The organism is Mycobacterium novum, from assembly GCF_010726505.1.
In the GTDB taxonomy this organism is placed as follows: Bacteria; Actinomycetota; Actinomycetes; order Mycobacteriales; family Mycobacteriaceae; genus Mycobacterium; species Mycobacterium algericum.
The window spans coordinates 2,272,494-2,290,313 of the sequence record NZ_AP022562.1 but is presented as its reverse complement, the minus strand read 5'-3'; the positions used below and the strand labels follow the sequence as shown (position 1 = coordinate 2,290,313).

At 69.1% G+C, this 17,820-nt stretch carries 15 protein-coding genes; 10 read left to right on the top strand and 5 right to left on the bottom strand.

What is annotated here, in order from left to right:
* Positions 1 to 36 precede the first annotated feature (36 nt).
* The 3 genes from G6N19_RS10475 to G6N19_RS10465 all read right to left on the bottom strand — a co-directional run bounded on the left by G6N19_RS10475 (position 37) and on the right by G6N19_RS10465 (position 6,345).
* Complete coding sequence (locus G6N19_RS10475; RefSeq protein ID WP_193464879.1) at positions 37 to 2,340, bottom strand: hypothetical protein; 2,304 nt, start codon at positions 2,338 to 2,340, stop codon at positions 37 to 39.
* Positions 2,341 to 3,193: 853 nt separating this feature from the next.
* Positions 3,194 to 5,074 (bottom strand): fatty acyl-AMP ligase, encoded by a 1,881-nt coding sequence (locus G6N19_RS10470; RefSeq protein ID WP_232062365.1) that lies wholly within the window; start codon positions 5,072 to 5,074, stop codon positions 3,194 to 3,196.
* Positions 5,075 to 5,148: 74 nt separating this feature from the next.
* Positions 5,149 to 6,345 (bottom strand): cysteine desulfurase-like protein, encoded by a 1,197-nt coding sequence (locus G6N19_RS10465; protein WP_193464878.1) that lies wholly within the window; start codon positions 6,343 to 6,345, stop codon positions 5,149 to 5,151.
* Positions 6,346 to 6,473: 128 nt separating this feature from the next.
* Here G6N19_RS10465 and G6N19_RS10460 point away from each other — a divergent pair, with 128 nt between their 5' ends.
* Genes G6N19_RS10460 through G6N19_RS10430 form a run of 7 tightly spaced genes read left to right on the top strand, consistent with a single transcriptional unit; the run spans position 6,474 to position 12,114 of the window.
* On the top strand, positions 6,474 to 8,420 hold the full coding sequence (locus G6N19_RS10460) for a DUF6541 family protein (RefSeq protein ID WP_408632497.1): 1,947 nt from the start codon (positions 6,474 to 6,476) through the stop codon (positions 8,418 to 8,420).
* The gene (locus G6N19_RS10455; RefSeq protein ID WP_193464876.1) at positions 8,399 to 8,968 is read left to right on the top strand and encodes a bacterial proteasome activator family protein; all 570 of its coding nucleotides are present in this window, start codon (positions 8,399 to 8,401) and stop codon (positions 8,966 to 8,968) included. The genes G6N19_RS10460 and G6N19_RS10455 overlap by 22 nt, the downstream gene beginning before the upstream one ends.
* A gap of 6 nt (positions 8,969 to 8,974) precedes the next feature.
* Positions 8,975 to 9,778 (top strand): galactan export ABC transporter ATP-binding subunit Wzt/RfbE, encoded by an 804-nt coding sequence (wzt, locus tag G6N19_RS10450; protein ID WP_083038002.1) that lies wholly within the window; start codon positions 8,975 to 8,977, stop codon positions 9,776 to 9,778.
* Positions 9,775 to 10,692: a galactofuranosyltransferase GlfT1 gene (glfT1, locus tag G6N19_RS10445; RefSeq protein ID WP_193464875.1), complete on the top strand. Its 918-nt coding sequence runs from the start codon at positions 9,775 to 9,777 to the stop codon at positions 10,690 to 10,692. Before wzt ends, glfT1 begins: the two co-directional genes overlap by 4 nt.
* Entirely contained in the window at positions 10,689 to 11,519 is an 831-nt protein-coding gene (wzm, locus tag G6N19_RS10440) for a galactan export ABC transporter permease subunit Wzm/RfbD (protein ID WP_162112958.1), read from the top strand. Before glfT1 ends, wzm begins: the two co-directional genes overlap by 4 nt.
* Before the next feature lie 30 nt (positions 11,520 to 11,549).
* Complete coding sequence (locus G6N19_RS10435) at positions 11,550 to 11,780, top strand: ribbon-helix-helix domain-containing protein (RefSeq protein ID WP_193464874.1); 231 nt, start codon at positions 11,550 to 11,552, stop codon at positions 11,778 to 11,780.
* A complete protein-coding gene (locus G6N19_RS10430) occupies positions 11,767 to 12,114 on the top strand; it encodes a type II toxin-antitoxin system PemK/MazF family toxin (RefSeq protein WP_013831006.1) in 348 nt (115 codons plus the stop codon). The genes G6N19_RS10435 and G6N19_RS10430 overlap by 14 nt, the downstream gene beginning before the upstream one ends.
* A gap of 29 nt (positions 12,115 to 12,143) precedes the next feature.
* Here the strand turns inward: G6N19_RS10430 and G6N19_RS10425 are convergent, their stop codons facing one another.
* Entirely contained in the window at positions 12,144 to 13,250 is a 1,107-nt protein-coding gene (locus G6N19_RS10425) for a mandelate racemase/muconate lactonizing enzyme family protein (RefSeq protein WP_193464873.1), read from the bottom strand.
* A gap of 33 nt (positions 13,251 to 13,283) precedes the next feature.
* Between G6N19_RS10425 and G6N19_RS10420 the strand changes: the two genes are divergently transcribed.
* From G6N19_RS10420 to G6N19_RS10410, 3 genes are all read left to right on the top strand, one after another.
* Positions 13,284 to 13,697: a GtrA family protein gene (locus G6N19_RS10420; protein WP_013831008.1), complete on the top strand. Its 414-nt coding sequence runs from the start codon at positions 13,284 to 13,286 to the stop codon at positions 13,695 to 13,697.
* Between the two features lie 103 nt (positions 13,698 to 13,800).
* Positions 13,801 to 14,046, top strand: a complete 246-nt coding sequence (locus tag G6N19_RS10415; RefSeq protein WP_193464872.1) for an antitoxin VapB family protein — start codon at positions 13,801 to 13,803, stop codon at positions 14,044 to 14,046.
* Positions 14,031 to 14,435, top strand: a complete 405-nt coding sequence (locus G6N19_RS10410; RefSeq protein ID WP_193464871.1) for a type II toxin-antitoxin system VapC family toxin — start codon at positions 14,031 to 14,033, stop codon at positions 14,433 to 14,435. Before G6N19_RS10415 ends, G6N19_RS10410 begins: the two co-directional genes overlap by 16 nt.
* A gap of 242 nt (positions 14,436 to 14,677) precedes the next feature.
* On the opposite strand, the gene G6N19_RS21585 is transcribed toward G6N19_RS10410, so the two are convergent.
* Positions 14,678 to 17,530 carry a hypothetical protein gene (locus G6N19_RS21585; protein ID WP_193464870.1) on the bottom strand — a complete coding sequence of 951 codons (2,853 nt, stop codon included), beginning with the start codon at positions 17,528 to 17,530 and terminating at the stop codon, positions 14,678 to 14,680.
* Positions 17,531 to 17,820 lie beyond the last annotated feature (290 nt).

Here is a 17,820-nt window from a genome sequence, read left to right as displayed (position 1 = left end):
CCCTCCCGGACGGAAGTTCCAGAGTCTTGGGGTCGCTTAAGCACCGAGGATCTCCGCGATCTGGTCCCCTAGGCCGTCGAGCCAGTAGGACATCGAGCCGAAGAACTCGCCGATCTGCGCATTGATGAGGGTGAGGTCACCCAGGCCGATCGAAGCGAGTAGTTCATCGACGGTCTGAGTGCCGAAGTCGCCGAGCAGCGAGCTCACCGTCGAATCGCCGAGCATCGAGTCGATCAGCTCGTTGAGGGTCTGCGTTCCCAGGCCGGCGTCGATGAGCGCGTCACCGATGGTCATGCTGCCCAAGAACTGGTCGAACAGGTCGCCCAGCGACTGCCCGCCGAGGCCGAATTCGTTGAGCATCTCGTTGAGGCTCTGCGGACCCAGCGCCTGGCTGATGATGTCGTCGAGGTGCATGCTGCCCAGGCCGCCGTCGTCGAGCGCGCCGGCCACGGTCTGGTCACCGAGGAACTGGTTGAGGAGTTCGCTGATGTGCTGGTTGCCGATGCCCGCCTGGTCGAGCATGTCGGCGATGGTCTGGTCGGCCGGGACCATCTGGTCGATCAGGTCGGAAAGCGTGGTGGCGCCCAGCGGACCGAGCAGCTCCGAGAGTGGCTGGTCGGGCATTCCCGCCAGCAACAGCTCGAGCAGGGTCTGGTCGGCCATGCCCGAGTCGGCGAGCATCTGACCGAGGGTCATCGAGAAGTTCTCTTGGATCATGTCGGCCAGCGTGGCGGTGCCCATGTCGCCGAGCATCGAAATGAGCGGATCGTTCAACTGGTCGCCCATGACGGAGGCGATGGTCATGCTCGCCAGGGAATCGGTCAGCAGGGCGTCACCACCCTTGTCCAGCGGGGTCATGCCGGTGGCGGCGAGCATGTCGTTGATCGTGAGAACGCCGGTGTAGGGCTCCAGGTTTCCGACGATGTCGCCCACCGACATGTTGGTGATGCCCATCAGGTCGGTGATGTCCCCGACCGTGACGGTGCCGAAGCCCGCGAAGCCCATGACGTCGGCAACCGTTACGTTGCCCGATTCGCCCAGCACGGCAACGGCCAACTGGGCCACGTCGGCGTCGGCGAGGCCGGCCTGGCTCAGCAGGTCCATGATGGTCTGGTTGCCCAGGCCCAGGCCGTCGAGCAGCGAGCCGAAGAACTCGTGGGTGCTCTGAGTACCGATGCCGATGGCGTCGAGCAGGCCCCCTGTCGTGGTGCCGCCCAGGCCGAGCGCGTCGACCGCGGTGTGCAGCAGTCCGTTCAACGTCAGGTCGTCGGCGCCGAGGTCGCCGAGCAACTCGTTGACGGTCGGGTCACCGATACCCAGCGCGTTGAACACGGTCATGCCGAGGTCGGCCAGCTTGAGGTCGGCCACACCGACGCTGTCGGCGATGTCGACGACCGTCGGGTTCTCGAATCCCAGCGCGTGGGTCAAGTCGATCACGAGGTCAGCGACCTGCACGTCCCCGATGCCGAACTGGTCCATGAGCTCGGCAATCGTCGGGTTACCGATGCCCACCGCGTCGAGGAGGGTCGTCAACACGCCGGCGACCTCGAGGTCAGCCAAACCGAGCGAGTCGAGCACATCGACGGGGGTCTGGTCACCCATGCCCAGGCTGTCCAACAGGCCGGTCAACATGCCCGCCACCGGCATGGTGCCGATCCCGATCTGGTCGAGCAGGCCGGCGATGGTCTCATCACCGATGTTCAGCTCGTCGACCAGATCGCCCGCGGTCATGTCGATGACCAGGTTCTGGCCGGCGACCAGGATCCCGTTGAAGGCCGGGACGTCGATACCGAGCGCACCAATGGTGCTGGTGCCGTTGAGGAAGGCGTCGAGCAGTCGCGGCGCCGCGGTGAAGATCGCCGCGAACGGGTCCAGCGGGTCGCTCGGGTTGAAGATCTGGTTGAGGATGTCCTGCCAGGCGTCGTTGACCGTGACCAGCGGGCCGATGATGCCCATCCCGATGGTCAGGATCGGCGAGAGCAGGATCATCAGCGGGTCTTCGCCGCTGATCTGAGGCATCAGGCTGGTCAGGAAGTCGAACACCTCGGGCAGCCGCGACAGCGAGCTGGGGTCACTGAAGATCTGCTCGAGCAGGTTGCCCCAGCCGTTGTCGGTCCCCATCGCCACCAGGTTGGCGGCGGTGTTGTTGAAGAGGTCGACATAAGGGCCGAAGAAGTCCGCCGTGAGCTGCACGGGATGGTGCACGACGTTGTTGAGCTGCTGCCGCGGCGCGGGAGCCGACTGCATCGCAGCCATGGGGACCGCCGTATTGACGGCGATCAAGGCGGCACCCGCAATGGCGACGCCGGGGGTGACGTACGGGCGTAGCGCCAGCTGCATCATGCTCTCCTACAGGAACTGATCATGGACGTTGCTGAACTTTACATGAGTTTTTGGGTTTGTCGACGCGGAAGTTTTCTAATGAAAATCATCCGAAAAACGCCCCGTATCGCACGTATCGCGATAGACCGTCCGTCAGCGGGGACGCCTGTACGTCTGAGGCGACGATACAGCCGACCAGCCGAAAATGGAGTTCTTAGGTTTAGTTAATGCTGATTCGGAGATGCGTCAGCCCGCCGAGGCGGGGCCCAGGGTTGAGCGCAGCAAACCTGAGGCCGGCGCAAGCAACCGGCGCACCGTTACGCCGACGACGAAGTCGGTTTCCGCCTGCGCCAGGCTGGTGAGGCCCGTCACTGCAGTCGTCCAGCCTCGATCAGGTCACCGACTCGCAGGCCGCCGAATGGGTTGCGCCGGATATCAACCCGGATGACACCGCGCTCATCGGATACATGTCAGGGCCGAGCAAAGTCCACAAACGTGTCATGGCCTGCCGCCGAATCCCCTGGCACGACAGCGCGGTCTTCCGCAGGCGCCCAGAGACTCGCCTGGCGTGCGGGCCGATCAGGCTGTGCGATCCGGGCATCGGTTTCCGGTGTCGCGCAGCACTATTGGATGCAGCCGCAGAAGATCGAACGCACCGTCAAAGCGGCGGCGGCCAACATCGGTGACGGTCGATCTTCCTGCGCACCGGCGATCTCGGGTTCCGCTGCGCCGGAGAGCTTTTCGTGGCAGCCAGCTGGAACACCTGGTAGCGCTCCGCGACACCGACTATTACGCAACGGTATCGAGGACACCGTCGGGAACATCGACGAGCAATCGCAGGGCGTCGTCGCGGCCGCAGTAGGACTGACCGTCAGGACCGGCCCGGCTGGTCCGAGCCCCCGCCCCGCTGCCCCAGATTAGCGGCGACGAGCCGCCCCAGGCCGGCCATCAGCGCACCCTTGACCCCCTGGGCCTTGTTCTCCGGCCGGGGCTCGGCCCACTGGGCCAGCGCCACCAACTCACCGGCAACGTACTGATCGCGGCAGGCGCCGCGCTGAATCTTGCCGCTGGTGGTCGTCGGGATCCGCATCGGCTTGAGCAGCACCACCGCCTGCGCGTCGACCCCGTGGTGGGCGCGGATCGCGGCGCGGATCGATTCGATCAGGCCGTCCAGATCGACCCCGGCGGCCTCGTGGTGGTGGACCTCCTGCACCACGACCAGGTACTCGGGGGCGTAGCGCTCCGTCGGTAGCTGGAACACCGCACCGCGGCCGGGCATCAGTGCCGGGTGGCAATCCTGCACGGTCAGCTCGATGTCGTTGGGATAGTGGCTGTAGCCGCCGATCGTCATCAGGTCCTTGCACCGCCCGGTGACATACAGCTCACCGTCCCGGAAGAATCCCAAGTCGCCGCTGCGCAGGTAGGGGCCTTCCCCGGTGTCGGCCAGGTGCGCGTCGAACGCGTACTCGGTCTCCTCGGGGCGTCCCCAGTAGCCCACCCCGACGCTGGGTCCGGCGACCCAGATCTCGCCCACTTCGTCGTCGCCGCGGCGCAAGCGCGTCTCGGGGTCGACGATCAGCACTTCCTGCGTCTCGGCCTTGGCGCCGCAGGCCACCAGGGACAGCGCCCCGGCGGCATCGTCGGGCACCGCCACGACCCGGTCCTCACCGAGCGAGGTCCGGTCGAAGTGCCGGATCACCGGCACCGGCGAATCGGACATCCCGGTCACACCCAGCGTCGCCTCGGCCAGACCGTAGGCCGGAATGAAGGCCTCGGAGCGGAAACCGGCCGGCGCGAACATCTCGGTGAAGGACCGCAGCGTCTCGGAACTGATCGGCCCGGCGCCGACCACCGCGATCGACAGGCTCGACAGATCCAGTGCGGCGCGCTGTTCGGGGGTGCTGCGTTTGACGCAGGCCTCGTAGGCGAAGTTGGGTGCGGCCGTGATCGTGGCCTGGAAGCGCGAGATCGCCTGCAGCCACCGGATGGGGCGCATCAGGAACGCACTCGGCGACATCAACACCGTGGTGCGGCCGCCGTAGATGGTGCCGAGGATGCCCCCGACGAATCCCATGTCGTGGTACTGCGGCAACCAGGACACCCCGCTGATCGGGCTGTTGAGCACCGGAGCATCGTCGGGAGGGTTCAGCGCCCAGCGCATGATCTCGAGGTTGCTCACGTAGTTGCGATGAGTCAGCACGCAACCCTTCGGTATCCCGGTGGAGCCCGACGTGTACTGGATCATGGCCAGACTGTCGGCACCAATGCCCTGCAGTTCCCAGTCCGGGCCGTCGTCCTCGACCTCGTCCATGGCCAGCCAGCTCAGCTTCGGCCCGGCGCTGAGGCCGTCCACGGCGGCCTTCATCTTGGCCTGGGTCTTGGCCGTGGCCAGCGCGAACCGCGCATCCGCCTCGGGGACGACGGTCTCGATCCGCCGGATCGGCCAGTGCTCGTCGACCGGGACCGCCACGGCGCCGGCGTAGAAACAGCCGAACAGCCCGGCCACGCTGTCCACCCCTGGCCGGCAGAGCACCAGCACCCGCTCGCCGGCGGCACCCTGGCGTTGTAGGTCCACCGCGATGGAGCGGGCCCGGCTGTCCAGTTCCCGGTAGGTGATGCGGGCTTCTTCGGTGTCGCCTTCCGGGCAGAAGATGAATGCGGGCGTGTCCTGCAAACGCGCAGCCTGCTGCTGCAACAGGTCGACCAGCGTGTCCAGCGCCAAGGGGGCCAGGGAAGTCGTCGGTTCTGCCATCGTCTGATCTGCCTTAGGAAGTGCGTGGGGTATCGGCCCACAGCGTAGCGGGGCGAAGGGGACCGGAGCCTCGGTCAGCCCAACGATGCCAGCGCGCGCACCAACTGGTCGACTTCCGAGGTCGTCGAGTAGTGGCTCAGCCCCACGGTGACCGCTCCGCCGATGTCGTTGACCCCGATCACGTCCAGCACCCGCGCCCCGGCGTTGGCGATCGCCAGCACGCCGTTGTCGGCCAACCGCTGCACCACCCGCTCGGCGGTCACGTTGCGCACCGCGAAGCTGACCACCGGAATCCGGACCTCGGGCTGGCCGATCATCATCACCAGTGGCAGCGACCGCAGCGAGCCGACCAGATAGTCGAACAGCCGATGCAGATACGCCCCGGCCGACTGCATCGAGACCGCCAGCCGCTCGGGCCGGCTGCCCCGGGCGGACTCGTCGAGCGAGGCCAGGTATTCGACACTGGCCACCAGGCCCGCCAGCAGCCCGAACTGATGCAGCCCGACCTCCAGCCGCGCCGCGCCGACGGCGTACGGGTTCAACGACACCGACCCGAACGTGTCGATCAGCGCCGGGTCGCGGAAGACCAGCGCCCCCACGGGCGGGCCGCCCCAGCGGGCCGCGTTGAGGGCCACCACGTCGGCCTCGACGTCGTTGATGTCGAGCAACTGGTACGGCGCCGCCGCGCAATGGTCGACCACGGCGACCCCGCCGACGTCGTGGATCAACTTGGTGACGGGCCGTAGATCGGTGACCGTGCCCAGCACCCCCGACGCCGAGCTGACCGCCACCAGCCGGGTCGACGGGGTGATCAGGTTCTCCCACTGCCAGCCCGGCAGCTCCCCGGTCTCGATGTCCACCTCGGCCCATTTGAGTTTGGCGCCGTAGCGGTTGGCGGCGCGCACCCACGGGGCGATGTTGGCCTCGTCATCGAGCCGGCTGACCAGCGTCTCGTAGCCCAGGCTCACCCGCGACGACGCCGCATCGGCCAGCGCGCTCAGCAGCACCGCGCGATCCGGCCCCAGCACCACCCCGGCGGGATCGGCGCCCACCAGGTCGGCGACGGCCTGGCGCGCGGCGACCAGCACCGCGGCACTGCGTCGGGCGGCCGGATGCGGACCCGTCGACGTGGCCAGCGATCCCCGGAAGGCGGTCGACACCGTGGTCGCCACCGAGTCCGGGATCAACATGCCCGTCGGCGCGTCGAAATGCACCCATCCGTCACCGAGCGTCGGGTGCAGTCCACGCACCCGGGCGACGTCATAGGCCATGTCAGCCACCTTAAGACTTCTCAAGATCGGGTGATCGGCGAAAGTATCGGGTAACGGGATAGCTCCCCCGCAGCGCTGAACCGTGTCACCTTGACAGCCATACTAGTGCAGTGCTTCTGGGGTTCGGAATGGTTGCCGCGCTACTGCTGCTGGTCGCACCGGGAGCACTCATCGCCGCCGGGTCGCGACTGACGTGGCCGCTGGCGGTGACGGTCGGCCCGGCGCTGACCTACGGGGTGGTCGGGCTGGCCATCGTGCCGTTCGGTGCGCTCGGGATCCCATGGAACGCCGGCACCGCGCTGGCCGCGCTGGTGGTGGTCGGGGCGTTGGTGGCCGGCCTGGCCCGCGGGGTCCGGGGGTTGCTGGACCGCCGGCCCGGCATTCATGTGGCAGCGCCGGGGACCGCCGTGGGGCCGATGCTCACCGTGGCCGCCGGGGTGTTGCTGGGCATGCTGCTGATCGGCTGGGCGGCGGTACGCGGCCTGCCGGATTGGCAGAGCATTCCCAGCACCTGGGATGCGGTCTGGCACGCCAACACCGTCCGTTTCATCCTCGACACCGGGCAGGCCTCGCCCACCCACATGGGCGAACTGCGCAACGTCGAGACCCACGCTCCGCTCTACTACCCGTCAGCGTTCCACGCGCTGACCGCGGTGCTGTGCCAACTGACCGGCGCGGCACCCACCACCGGCTACACGCTGGCCGGGCTGGCCGCCTCGGTGTGGCTGTTCCCGATCAGCGCCGCACTGCTCACCTGGAACCTGCTGCAGCGCGTGTTGAGCACGCGCCGGCTTGCGCTTTCGGCGGCTACCGCCGGCGCGTTGTCGGCGTCGTTCACGGCGCTGCCCTATGTCGAGTTCGGCACCGCGGCCATGCCCAACCTGGTGGCCTACGGGCTGGTGGTGCCGGCTTTTGCGCTGGTCACAGGGGTTCGCACCCATCGCGATCGGATCGGCGTGGCGGTGCTGGCGCTGGTTGGGGTGTTCTCGGTGCACCTGACCGGGGGCGTGGTGACGGTGTTGCTGCTGGCGGCCTGGTGGCTTGGCCCCTTCGACGGGGCGCTGTGGAATCCGTTGCGGGGCAAGCGGCGCGACACCCTGGCGCTGGCCGCTGTCCTGGTGCCGACCGGGCTGCTGTTGTTGCCGCAGCTGCTGAGCGTGCGCGAGCAGGCCGACATCATCGCCGGGCATTCCTTCCTCACCCATGAGGGCCGCAAGTCGGGGTTGCGCGACGCGCTGTTGTTGCACACCCGCCACCTCAACGACTTCCCGGTGCAGTACACACTGGTCGGGCTGACCGCGGTCGGGACGGGGCTGCTGCTCTATAAGAAGGTGTGGTGGCCGCTGGCGCTGTGGGCGGTGCTGGTGGTGGGGGTGGTGCAGTCCTCGGCTCCGCTGGGCGGCCCGGCCGGCGCCGTGATCGGCCGTTTCACCGACCTGTTCTACAGCGACCCGCGCCGGATCATGGCGGCGATGACGCTGCTGCTGATCCCGATGGCCGGGGCGGGTCTGGCGTGGCTGGTCACCTTCTTGGCCGAGCAGACGCCAAAGCCCGCTAAATGGCCCCGATTTGGGGGCTTTTGCGTCTGCTCGGCGGTAGGTGTAGCGACGGTCGGGCTGGCCTGGCACTACCTGCCACGGCACGCGTTTCTGTTCGGCGACAAGTACGACTCGGTGATGGTCGACTCCCGCGACCTGGCGGCGTTCGCCCACCTGGCGGAGCTGCCCGGGGCCCACGACAGCCTGATCGGCAACGCCAACGTCGACGGCAGCGCCTGGATGTACGCCGTCGCCGACCTGCACCCGCTGTGGACGCACTACGACTACCCGCAGCAGCAGGGCCCCGGCCCGCACCGGTTCGTCTTCTGGGCCTACGCCGACGACGCCGACACCGACCCGCGGGTGGCGGCCGCCGTGCGCGCCCTGAACATCCGCTACGTGCTGATCAGCAGCCCGACGGTGCGCGGGTTCTCGCTGCCCGACGGACTAGTGTCTCTGGAGAAATCGCGGTCGTGGGCCAAGATCTACGACAATGGCGGTGCCAGCATCTATGAATGGCAGGGAGGCGCGCGTTGAGCACCGGTAGTAGCAGGGCAGACGGCTCAGACGACATCGAGGTCATCAGCGGCGCCGACCCGCGGCTGCTGGCCGCCGGCGGTGCACCCGCCGAGGGCGCCGATGACGACGACGAGCCGTCGCTGACCGACCTGATCGAGCAACCCGCCAAGGTGATGCGGATCGGCACGATGATCAAACAGTTGCTCGAGGAGGTGCGGGCCGCCCCGCTCGACGACGCCAGCCGCGCCCGGCTGCGGGAGATCCACTCGGCCAGCATCCGCGAGTTGGAGGACGGCCTGGCCCCGGAGTTGCGGGAGGAGCTGGACCGGCTGACACTGCCGCTGCGCGAGGACGCCACGCCGTCCGACGCCGAGCTGCGGATCGCCCAGGCGCAGCTGGTGGGCTGGCTGGAGGGGCTGTTCCACGGGATCCAGACCGCGCTGTTCGCCCAGCAGATGGCCGCCCGGGCGCAACTGGAGCAGATGCGCCACGGCGCGCTGCCGCCCGGGCCCACCGCGGGCGGACACAGCGGGCACGGCCACACCGGTTCCGGCCAGTACCTGTAGCGCACCTTGTCTGCCACCGACCCTCATATCGAGACCCGTGACGCGTGGGTGGAGTTCCCCATCTTCGACGCCAAATCGCGGTCGTTGAAGAAGGCGTTTTTGGGCAAGGCCGGCGGGGCGATCGGGCGCAACAACTCCAATGTGGTGGTGGTCGAGGCGTTGCGCGACATCACCATGTCGCTGTCGCTCGGGGACCGGGTGGGCCTGGTCGGACACAACGGCGCCGGCAAATCCACACTGCTGCGCCTGCTTTCGGGTATCTATGAGCCCACCCGGGGCTCGGCGACCGTGGTCGGCCGGGTGGCTCCGGTGTTCGACCTGGGCGTGGGCATGGACCCGGAGATCTCCGGCTACGAGAACATCATCATCCGCGGCCTGTTCTTGGGCCAGACCCGCAAGCAGATGGCCGCCAAGGTCGACGAGATCGCCGAATTCACCGAGCTGGGCGACTATCTGGCGATGCCGCTGCGCACCTACTCCACCGGGATGCGGGTGCGGCTGGCGATGGGCGTGGTCACCAGCATCGACCCGGAGATCCTGCTGCTGGATGAGGGCATCGGGGCGGTGGACGCCGAATTCTTGAAGAAGGCCCAGACCCGGCTGCAGAAGCTGGTGGAGCGCTCCGGAATCCTGGTGTTCGCCAGCCATTCCAACGAGTTCCTGGCCCGGCTGTGCAAGACCGCGATGTGGATCGACCACGGCACCGTGAAGATGACCGGCGGAATCGAGGAAGTGGTCGGCGCCTACGAGGGCCCCGACGCGGCCCGGCACGTACGTGAGGTGTTGGCCGAAACGCGGGATCAGGCGTGAGTCAGACCGTCTACGCCGTGGTGGTCACCCACCGCCGCGTCGAGCAGCTGGCCGAATCCCTCAAAGCGCTGGTGGCCCAGACCCGGGCACCGGACCACGTGATCGTCGTCGACAACGACTTCGCCTCCGGTGACACCGCGGTGCGCGACCTGGTGGCCCGGCAGCCGGTGCCGTGCACATATCTCGGGTCACGGCGAAACCTCGGGGGCGCAGGCGGTTTCGCGTTGGGCATCCTGCACGCGCTGGCGGCCGGCGCGGATTGGGTGTGGCTGGCCGACGATGACGGCCGGCCGGCCGATTCCGGTGTGCTGGCCGCGCTGCTGGCGTGCGCTTCACAGCACCGACTGGCGGAGGTGTCGCCGATGGTGTGCAACATCGATGACCCCTCCCGGCTGGCGTTTCCGCTGCGGCGCGGGCTGGTGTGGCGACGCGAGGTCAGCGAATTGCGCAGTGGCGGCGGCGATCTGCTGCCGGGGATCGCCTCGCTGTTCAACGGGGCGTTGTTCACCGCCGATGCGCTGGACGCGGTGGGGGTGCCCGACCTGCGGTTGTTCATGCGCGGCGACGAGGTGGAGGTGCACCGCCGGTTGGTGCGCTCCGGTCTGGCGTTCGGGACGTGCCTGACCGCGGCCTACCTGCATCCGTGCGGGTCGGCAGAGTTCAAGCCGATCCTGGGCGGCCGGATGCACACCCAGTACCCGGACAACGCGGTGAAGCGCTATTTCACCTACCGCAACCGCGGCTACCTGATGGCCCAGCCCGGCATGCGCCGACTGCTGGTCCAGGAGTGGCTGCGGTTCGGCTGGTTCTTCCTGGTGTCACGCCGCTGGGACACGGCAGGCCTGGCCGAGTGGATCCGGCTGCGCCGGCTGGGGCGCCGGGAGCAGTTCGCCAAACCCGAGGGGCAGCAATGAGTTTCACCGATATAGCGGGCGAGTCGCGCACCTTCGCGCGGGCGCGGGCCGATCTGACCGACGGATTCCGTCGCCACGAGCTGTGGCTGCACCTGGGCTGGCAGGACATCAAGCAGCGCTACCGGCGCAGTGTGCTGGGCCCGTTCTGGATCACCATCGGCACCGCCACCACCGCGGTGGCGATGGGCGGGTTGTACTCCAAGCTGTTCCATCTCGACCTGGCGGTGCACCTGCCGTACGTGACGCTGGGGCTGATCGTGTGGAACCTGCTCAACGCCGCCATCCTGGAGGGCGCCGATGTGTTCGTCGCCAACGAGGGACTGATCAAACAGCTGCCGACGCCGTTGAGCGTGCACGTCTATCGGCTGGTGTGGCGGCAGATGATCCTGTTCGCCCACAACATCGTCATCTATATCCCGATCGCACTGATCTTCCCCAAACCCTGGTCGTGGGCGGATCTCTCGGTGATCCCGGCGCTGGCAGTGATCGCGCTGAACTGCGTGTGGGTGTCGCTGTGCTTCGGGATTCTGGCCACCCGCTACCGCGACATCTCCCCGCTGCTGTTCAGCGTGGTGCAGCTGCTGTTCCTGATGACCCCGATCATCTGGAACTACGACACGCTGCGCGCCCAGGGGGCGTCGCGCTGGATGACGGTGATCGAGTTCAACCCGCTGATGCATTACCTCGAAATCGTGCGCGCCCCGCTGCTGGGGGCAGCCCAGCCGCTGCGGCACTGGGCGATCGTGCTGGCGCTGACGGCGCTCGGCTGGGCGGTGGCCGCGCTGGTGCTGCGCCAGTTCCGGGCGCGGGTGGCGTACTGGGTGTAGCGGGCGGTCATACCGGAGTAGCATCGTGGTATGAAGTTGAGTATCAGTCTTTCCGCCGAGGATGTCGAGGCTCTGGACGCCTACGCGCAACGCACGGGTTTGCCGTCACGTTCGGCGGCCGTCCAGCATGCGATTCGGATGCTGCGCTACCCCACCCTCGAAGACGACTACGCCGACGCTTGGGCGCAGTGGTCGGCCGACGGTGAGGATCAGGTTTGGGACCGGGCCACCGACGACGGGGCCGGCGATGCGCCGCGGTGACATCTGGCAGGTCGACTTCGACCCGACCCGGGGAAGCGAAGCGAACAAGTACCGCCCGGCCGTCGTCGTCAGCAACGACCGGGCCAATGCAACGGCCGGCCGACTCGGTCGCGGCGTGGTGACCGTCGTCCCGGTGACCAGCAACACCGCTACTGTCTACCCGTTCCAGGTGCTGTTGCCGGCCACCTCCACCGGCCTGGCCGTCGATTCGAAAGCACAAGCCGAACAGATCAGGTCGGTTGCCGTCGAACGTCTGCAACGGCGAATCGGCCGCCTCCCGGCGATCGAACTCACCCAACTCGACGAGGCGCTGCGACTGCACCTCGACTTGTGATAACTGCGGCCGGCGTAATCAGCTGCTACTCACACTCCGAACCGGTAGGTCTCGATGACGTCAGGATCCGGATCGAGGCCCAGCCCGGACCCGTCCGGGAGGGTGACCCGGCCAGCCGTCGTCGTCAGCGCGTCGCCGTAGATCGAGGCCTCCAGGTCGAACCAGCGCCACTCGATCATCGCGCCGGCGCCGCCCAGCGCGGCGGTGGTGTGGATCGCGGCGAGCAGGCCGGGGCCGTCGTAGAACGAGTGCGTCATCACCGCCACATCGCGGGCCGCGGCGAGCGCAAAGACCTTGCGCAGCTCGGTGATTCCGCCCAGCTTGGCCGGGCTGGGCTGTGCGAAGTCCACCGCACCGGCGTCCAGGAGCCGCTCGAATTCCATTGTGGTGCCTATGTTCTCGCCGGAGGCGATCGGCAGTCCGGTGCTGCGGCGCAGTTCGGCCAGCCCGTCGAAGTTCTCCGGCGGCCACAGCGGCTCCTCGAGGAACAACATGTCCACCGCGTGCAGGTCGGCGGCCAGCCCCTGGGCGTGGTCAAGCGTCCAAGCACAGCCGGCGTCGACGATCAGCGCTATGGCCGGCCCGGCCTCGTCGCGGGCCGCCTGTATCGCCGGCAGCTGGGATTCGTGCAGCTTGATCGCGGTGAACCCGTCATCGACGACGCGGCGCACCGCAGCGCGGACCCGCTGCGGCTCGGTGTAGCACGCCAGGCTGGCGTAGCAGGGCATGGCCCGGACGTCGCCGCCGCCGAGCAGCGTCGAGATCGGCAGCCCGGCGCGCTTGCCGGCGATGTCCCACAGCGCGATGTCGACCGCGGACAGCGCATAGGTGATCGCCCCGCCGCGGCCGAACACGTGCAGCTTGCGCTGCACATGATCCATCAGCGCCGCGATGTCGGCGGCGTCGCGGCCCAGGCACAGCGGAGCGACGAGCTCATCGAGCGCGCGGGCCGCCAGCGCGGTGCCGTAGAGCCCGAACGCCTCACCCCAGCCGATGATGCCGTCGTCGGTGGTGACTTTGACCAGCAGCGAGTCCGCGGCCGTCAGCTCCCCGCCCCACAGCGCGGCGCCGGGCAGCTCCGGTTTGAGCTGGATGCGCAGCGGGATGACCTCGATGTCGGCGAGGACGGCGGACATGGTTTCCAGGGTAGGACTGATTAAGCTGCCCGGGTGGCCGAGACGACGCAGCCCAGTCATCTGCACCTGTCCACCCAGGTGTGGCGCTTCCTGGTCACCGGGGCGCTGTCGGCGGTGGTGGACTTCGGGCTCTATCTGCTGCTGTATCTGGGCGCCGGGCTCGGCGTCGATGCGGCCAAAGCGATCAGCTTCGTGGCCGGCACCGTCACCGCGTATCTGATCAACCGACGCTGGACGTTTCAGTCCTCGGCGCACACCGGGCGGTTCGTCGCGGTGATGGTGTTGTACGCGTTGACATTCGGGGTGCAGGTGGGCCTCAACCACCTGGTGCTGAGGCTGCTGGACTACCAGCATTGGGCGCTGCCGGTGGCGTTCGTGATCGCGCAGGGCACCGCAACCGTCATCAACTTCATCGTGCAGCGGACGGTGATCTTCCGGGTGCGCTGAGCTCAGGCGAGCGCGAACGGCGGTTCCAGGCCGGGGGCAGCGTCGGCCCTTACGCGGGCACGATGACTAGGCAACATGTATCCATGCATGTATACATGGATACATGGCCACCAAGACGATCTCGATTGACATCGAGGCATACGAGCGACTCCGGGCGGCGCGTAGTTCGCCGGGCGAATCGTTCTCACGCGTCATCAAGCGGGCACACTGGCGCAACGAAGCCCGCACCGCGGGCGCGTTGCTGGCAGCCCTCGCCGACCTGCCGACCGCAACTGCGGATGCACTCGACCGCCTCGATGAGGCACAGCACATGGACCTCCCGCCGGATGATCCGTGGCACCCCGCGTAAGCGTCGACACGACGTTTCTCATCGACCTGCAGCGCGAACGGGCCGCCGGCAAGCACAACGGGCCCGCCCACCGATTTCTGAGTCAATCGCCCGATACCGAATTGTTTCTCTCGACTGTCGTACTCGGTGAATTCGCTGCAGGATTCGACCGCACCGACGATCCGATCGTTGTCAGCATGCGTGAACGCCACACCCTCGTCCCGGTCGATGCTGAGATCGCTTTGACGTACGCGAGGGTCACCCGGGAGCTACGCCGCCGCGGAGAACTGGTCGGCAGCAACGACCTGTGGATCGGCTGCACCAGCCTGCAACTCGGAATCCCGGTCCTGACGGCCAAGCCCGCGGATTTCCGCCGCATCGACGGACTCGGCGTCATCTCCTATCGCTAGGACTGGTTGCAGCCGTTGCGCCGTCGGTCGGAGCCACGACGGCACCATGTTGCCGCTCGACCCTGATCCTTCCGGCGCTGAAAACACCTCGGCCCGGTCATGAGACCGGGCCGAGGGATTGGTGGAGCGGGATTTGCTACGGGGCGTTCGTGCCGGGGTGGGCTGAAACGTCAACGGTCCCCTGCACCCCCCGCGCAGGGGACCGTTGACGTCAGCCCACGAGGCCCGTCGGTGAACCGGGGCTAGGGGTTGGTCGCGCCGCCGGTGGTACCGGGTTCGCCATTGGGGCCGGCAGCGCCGGGATCACCGGACGCGCCCTTGGACCCGTTGGGCGTTCCGGTGCCTCCCTGCCCGCCGGAGACGCTGCCGGCACGCGAGCCACCGGTCCCCGCCGCGCCACCGGCGCCGTCCGCGCCGCCGCCCGCACCGGTTCCGCCGTCGCCGCCGTCACCGCCGTCACCGCCGATACCGCTCGGCCCGCCGGCTCCGCCCTTGGCGCCGGGACCGGCGGAGTTGGAGCCGCCCTCACCGCCGACACCGCCGGCGCCGCCCTTGCCGGTGCCCAGCGCCGAGCCACCCTGGCCGCCATCGCCGGCGTTTCCGCCGTTGGCGCCGGCGCCGCCGGTACCGCCCGGAGTCGGCGGGGTGGTGGCGTCGCCGTCCTCGCCCGGCACCCCGGTGCCGCCGGCACCGCCGACACCGCCGTTGCCACCCCGACCGCCCAAGCCACCGTTGCCGGAGACGGTGCCGCCGCTGCCGCCGTCGCCGCCCTGGCCGCCGGCACCGCCGGGCGTGCCGGGGTCGCCGGTGTTGGGATCACCCGCGGTACCCGGTCCGCCGTTGCCGCCGGCGCCACCGCTGCCGCCGTTGCTGTTGTACGTCCCGCCGTTACCGCCGTTGCCGCCGTTACCGCCGTTGGCGCCCGGGGCGGTGGCGTCAAAGCCGCGCCCGCCGGAACCGCCGCCGCCGTTGTTGGCGGTGCGAGGCGCGCCATCGGCGCCGGGAGCGCCTTCGTGGGCGCCGCTGCCGCCGGCCCCGCCCTGGCCCACCTCGCCGGCGTCGCCGGCGTCGCCACCGTTGCCGCCGTTGATGTGGTCGGCTGTTCCGGCCGCACCGGTGCCACCAGCGCCGGCACCACCGTTGGTTCCGCCGTAACCGCCGCGGCCACCATCACCGGCGGTGCCGGCGTCACCGGTGCCCAGCACCTGGCCGGCCGCGCCGCCGTCGCCGCCCGTACCGCCGTCACCACCGTTCCCGCCGTTGCCGCCGTGGGCGCCGTCGCCGTCGCCGGTGCTGAAGTCGCCGTCGGCGGCCTTGCCCAACGAGGTACCGCCGGCACCGCCACCACCGGCGTTGCCGCCATTGCCACCGTTACCGGCATTACCGGAGATCGATCCGCCGTTGCCGCCATTACCGCCGGCCCCGCCGTCGCCGCCGTTGCCGCCATTACCGCCGTCGTCGCCGCTGTCGGCCTTGAGGCCGGAGCCGCCGTAGCCACCGTAGCCGCCCTGGCCACCGTCGCCGCCGTTGCCGATGTTGCCGCCATCGCCGCCGTCACCGCCCTTGCTGCCGGTCACGCCACCCACCGTGGAATCGGCCGCGTTGCCGGTCGACCCACCGCCGTTGCCGCCCTGGCCGCCGTTGCCGCTGGCCGCGGGCAACTGGCCATTGACGCCGTCGGCGCCGTGGTTGCCGCCTCCGCTGTCGCCACCGGCACCACCCTTGCCGACCGCACCGGCATCCCCGCCGTTCCCGCCGGCGCCGCCGTCACCGCCTTGGCCGACGCTGGCGAACGCCCCGGACGTGGGGACCCCGCCCAGCCCGCCGTTGCCACCTTGGCCGCCGTCGCCGCCGGCCCCGCTGTTGCCGCCATCGCCGCCAGCGCCGCCGACGCCGTGCGCACCGGCGTGGGCTCCAAATGCCTGCGCGGCGCCACCGACACCGCCCGCGCCGCCGGTACCGCCATCGCCGCCGCTGCCGCCAGTGCCACCGTTGCCGCCGGCCCCGCCGCCGTCGGCCGCACCGTTGGTGACCATCAATCCGGATGAAGGCCCGGTGAGGTTGTGCATTCCGCTGACGGCGTGACCGCCGTCGGAGCCGTTGCCGCCATTGCCCGCGGCACTGCCGCTTCCACCGTCGGCTCCCGCGCCACCAGCCCCGCCGGCACCACCGTCACCGGCAAACAGCCCGCCGCGGCCACCGGCGCCACCGGTACCGCCGTTGCCCCCGGTCTGGCCGTCGGCGCCGTTACCGCCGGTGCCGCCGTTACCGCCATTGCCGGCGATCGCATCCTGGTCGGCGGTGGCGTCACCACCGGTCCCGCCGTCGCCACCGTCCTGCCCGCCCACACCGTCGGCACCGTCACCGCCGTTGCCGCCGGTGGCGTCGCCGCCGGGGTCGGTGTCGGTCTGGCTTTCGCCCGGGTCACCGGCGTCGGCCGGCCCGGTGGTGGATGGGTTGACGCCGTCGGCGCCGATCTTGCCCGCGCCGCCCGCACCGCCGGTGCCACCCGCGCCGAACAGGAAGCCGCCGTCACCACCGACGCCACCGCTGCCGCCGTCACCGCCGTCGATGCCCGCGCCGGCGGCACCACCGAAGCCGAAGAATCCGGCGTCTCCGCCGACCAGCCCGTTGCCATCGGTGTCGATACCGCCGGTGGCCCCGTCGCCGAACAGGAAGCCGCCGTCGTTCAGGTTGCCCAAGCCCAGCCACCCGAACATCGAGTCGTTGGTGCCATCCCAGGCGGCATCGCCGTTACCGATCAAGCCGCGGCCGAACAGGTCGATCCACGGATCGTTGATCTGCGCGATCAGCGCAGTGTTGTCGGTATCGGCCAGCCAGCCCTCGAGGTCGGCATGCAGGTTGGTGAAGACGGTCATCGCGTCGTCGCCGTTGAGGAAACTGATGTCGCCGGTCGCGGTCCCGAACAGGTCGGTGTTGAGGATGTCGAACAGGTCGTCGAGGTCGGCGTATGCGGCCGGTGCGGCGACCACCGGAGTCATGCCGAACGCCAGGAACGCCGCCGCGGCACTGGTTGCGCCGAACACCCGGCGGGACTTCTGGCTGCGCGAATGCCGCGACTTACGAGCTGACATGGTGTGTTTCCCCTCAGATAGTGACGTAGTTGAAGTTCTCGGGATCAGGACTGGTGGCCGCCGTTACCGCCGGCGCCGGTGCGGAACGCGTCGAAGTCGCGCAGGAAGTCGTCGGTTAGGTCGCCGGGGCAACGGGGTCCAGTCGGGCCAGGCCGAACGCGAGGACGCCGGTCACCTGGTTGCTACGACGAGCTATGGAACGGTTTTGCCCACGGCCCGACACACTGAGTCACGTGGGTGCCCTCCGGATCAGGCGGCACGAGCGGCGCGAATCACCGTCGGGATACCGG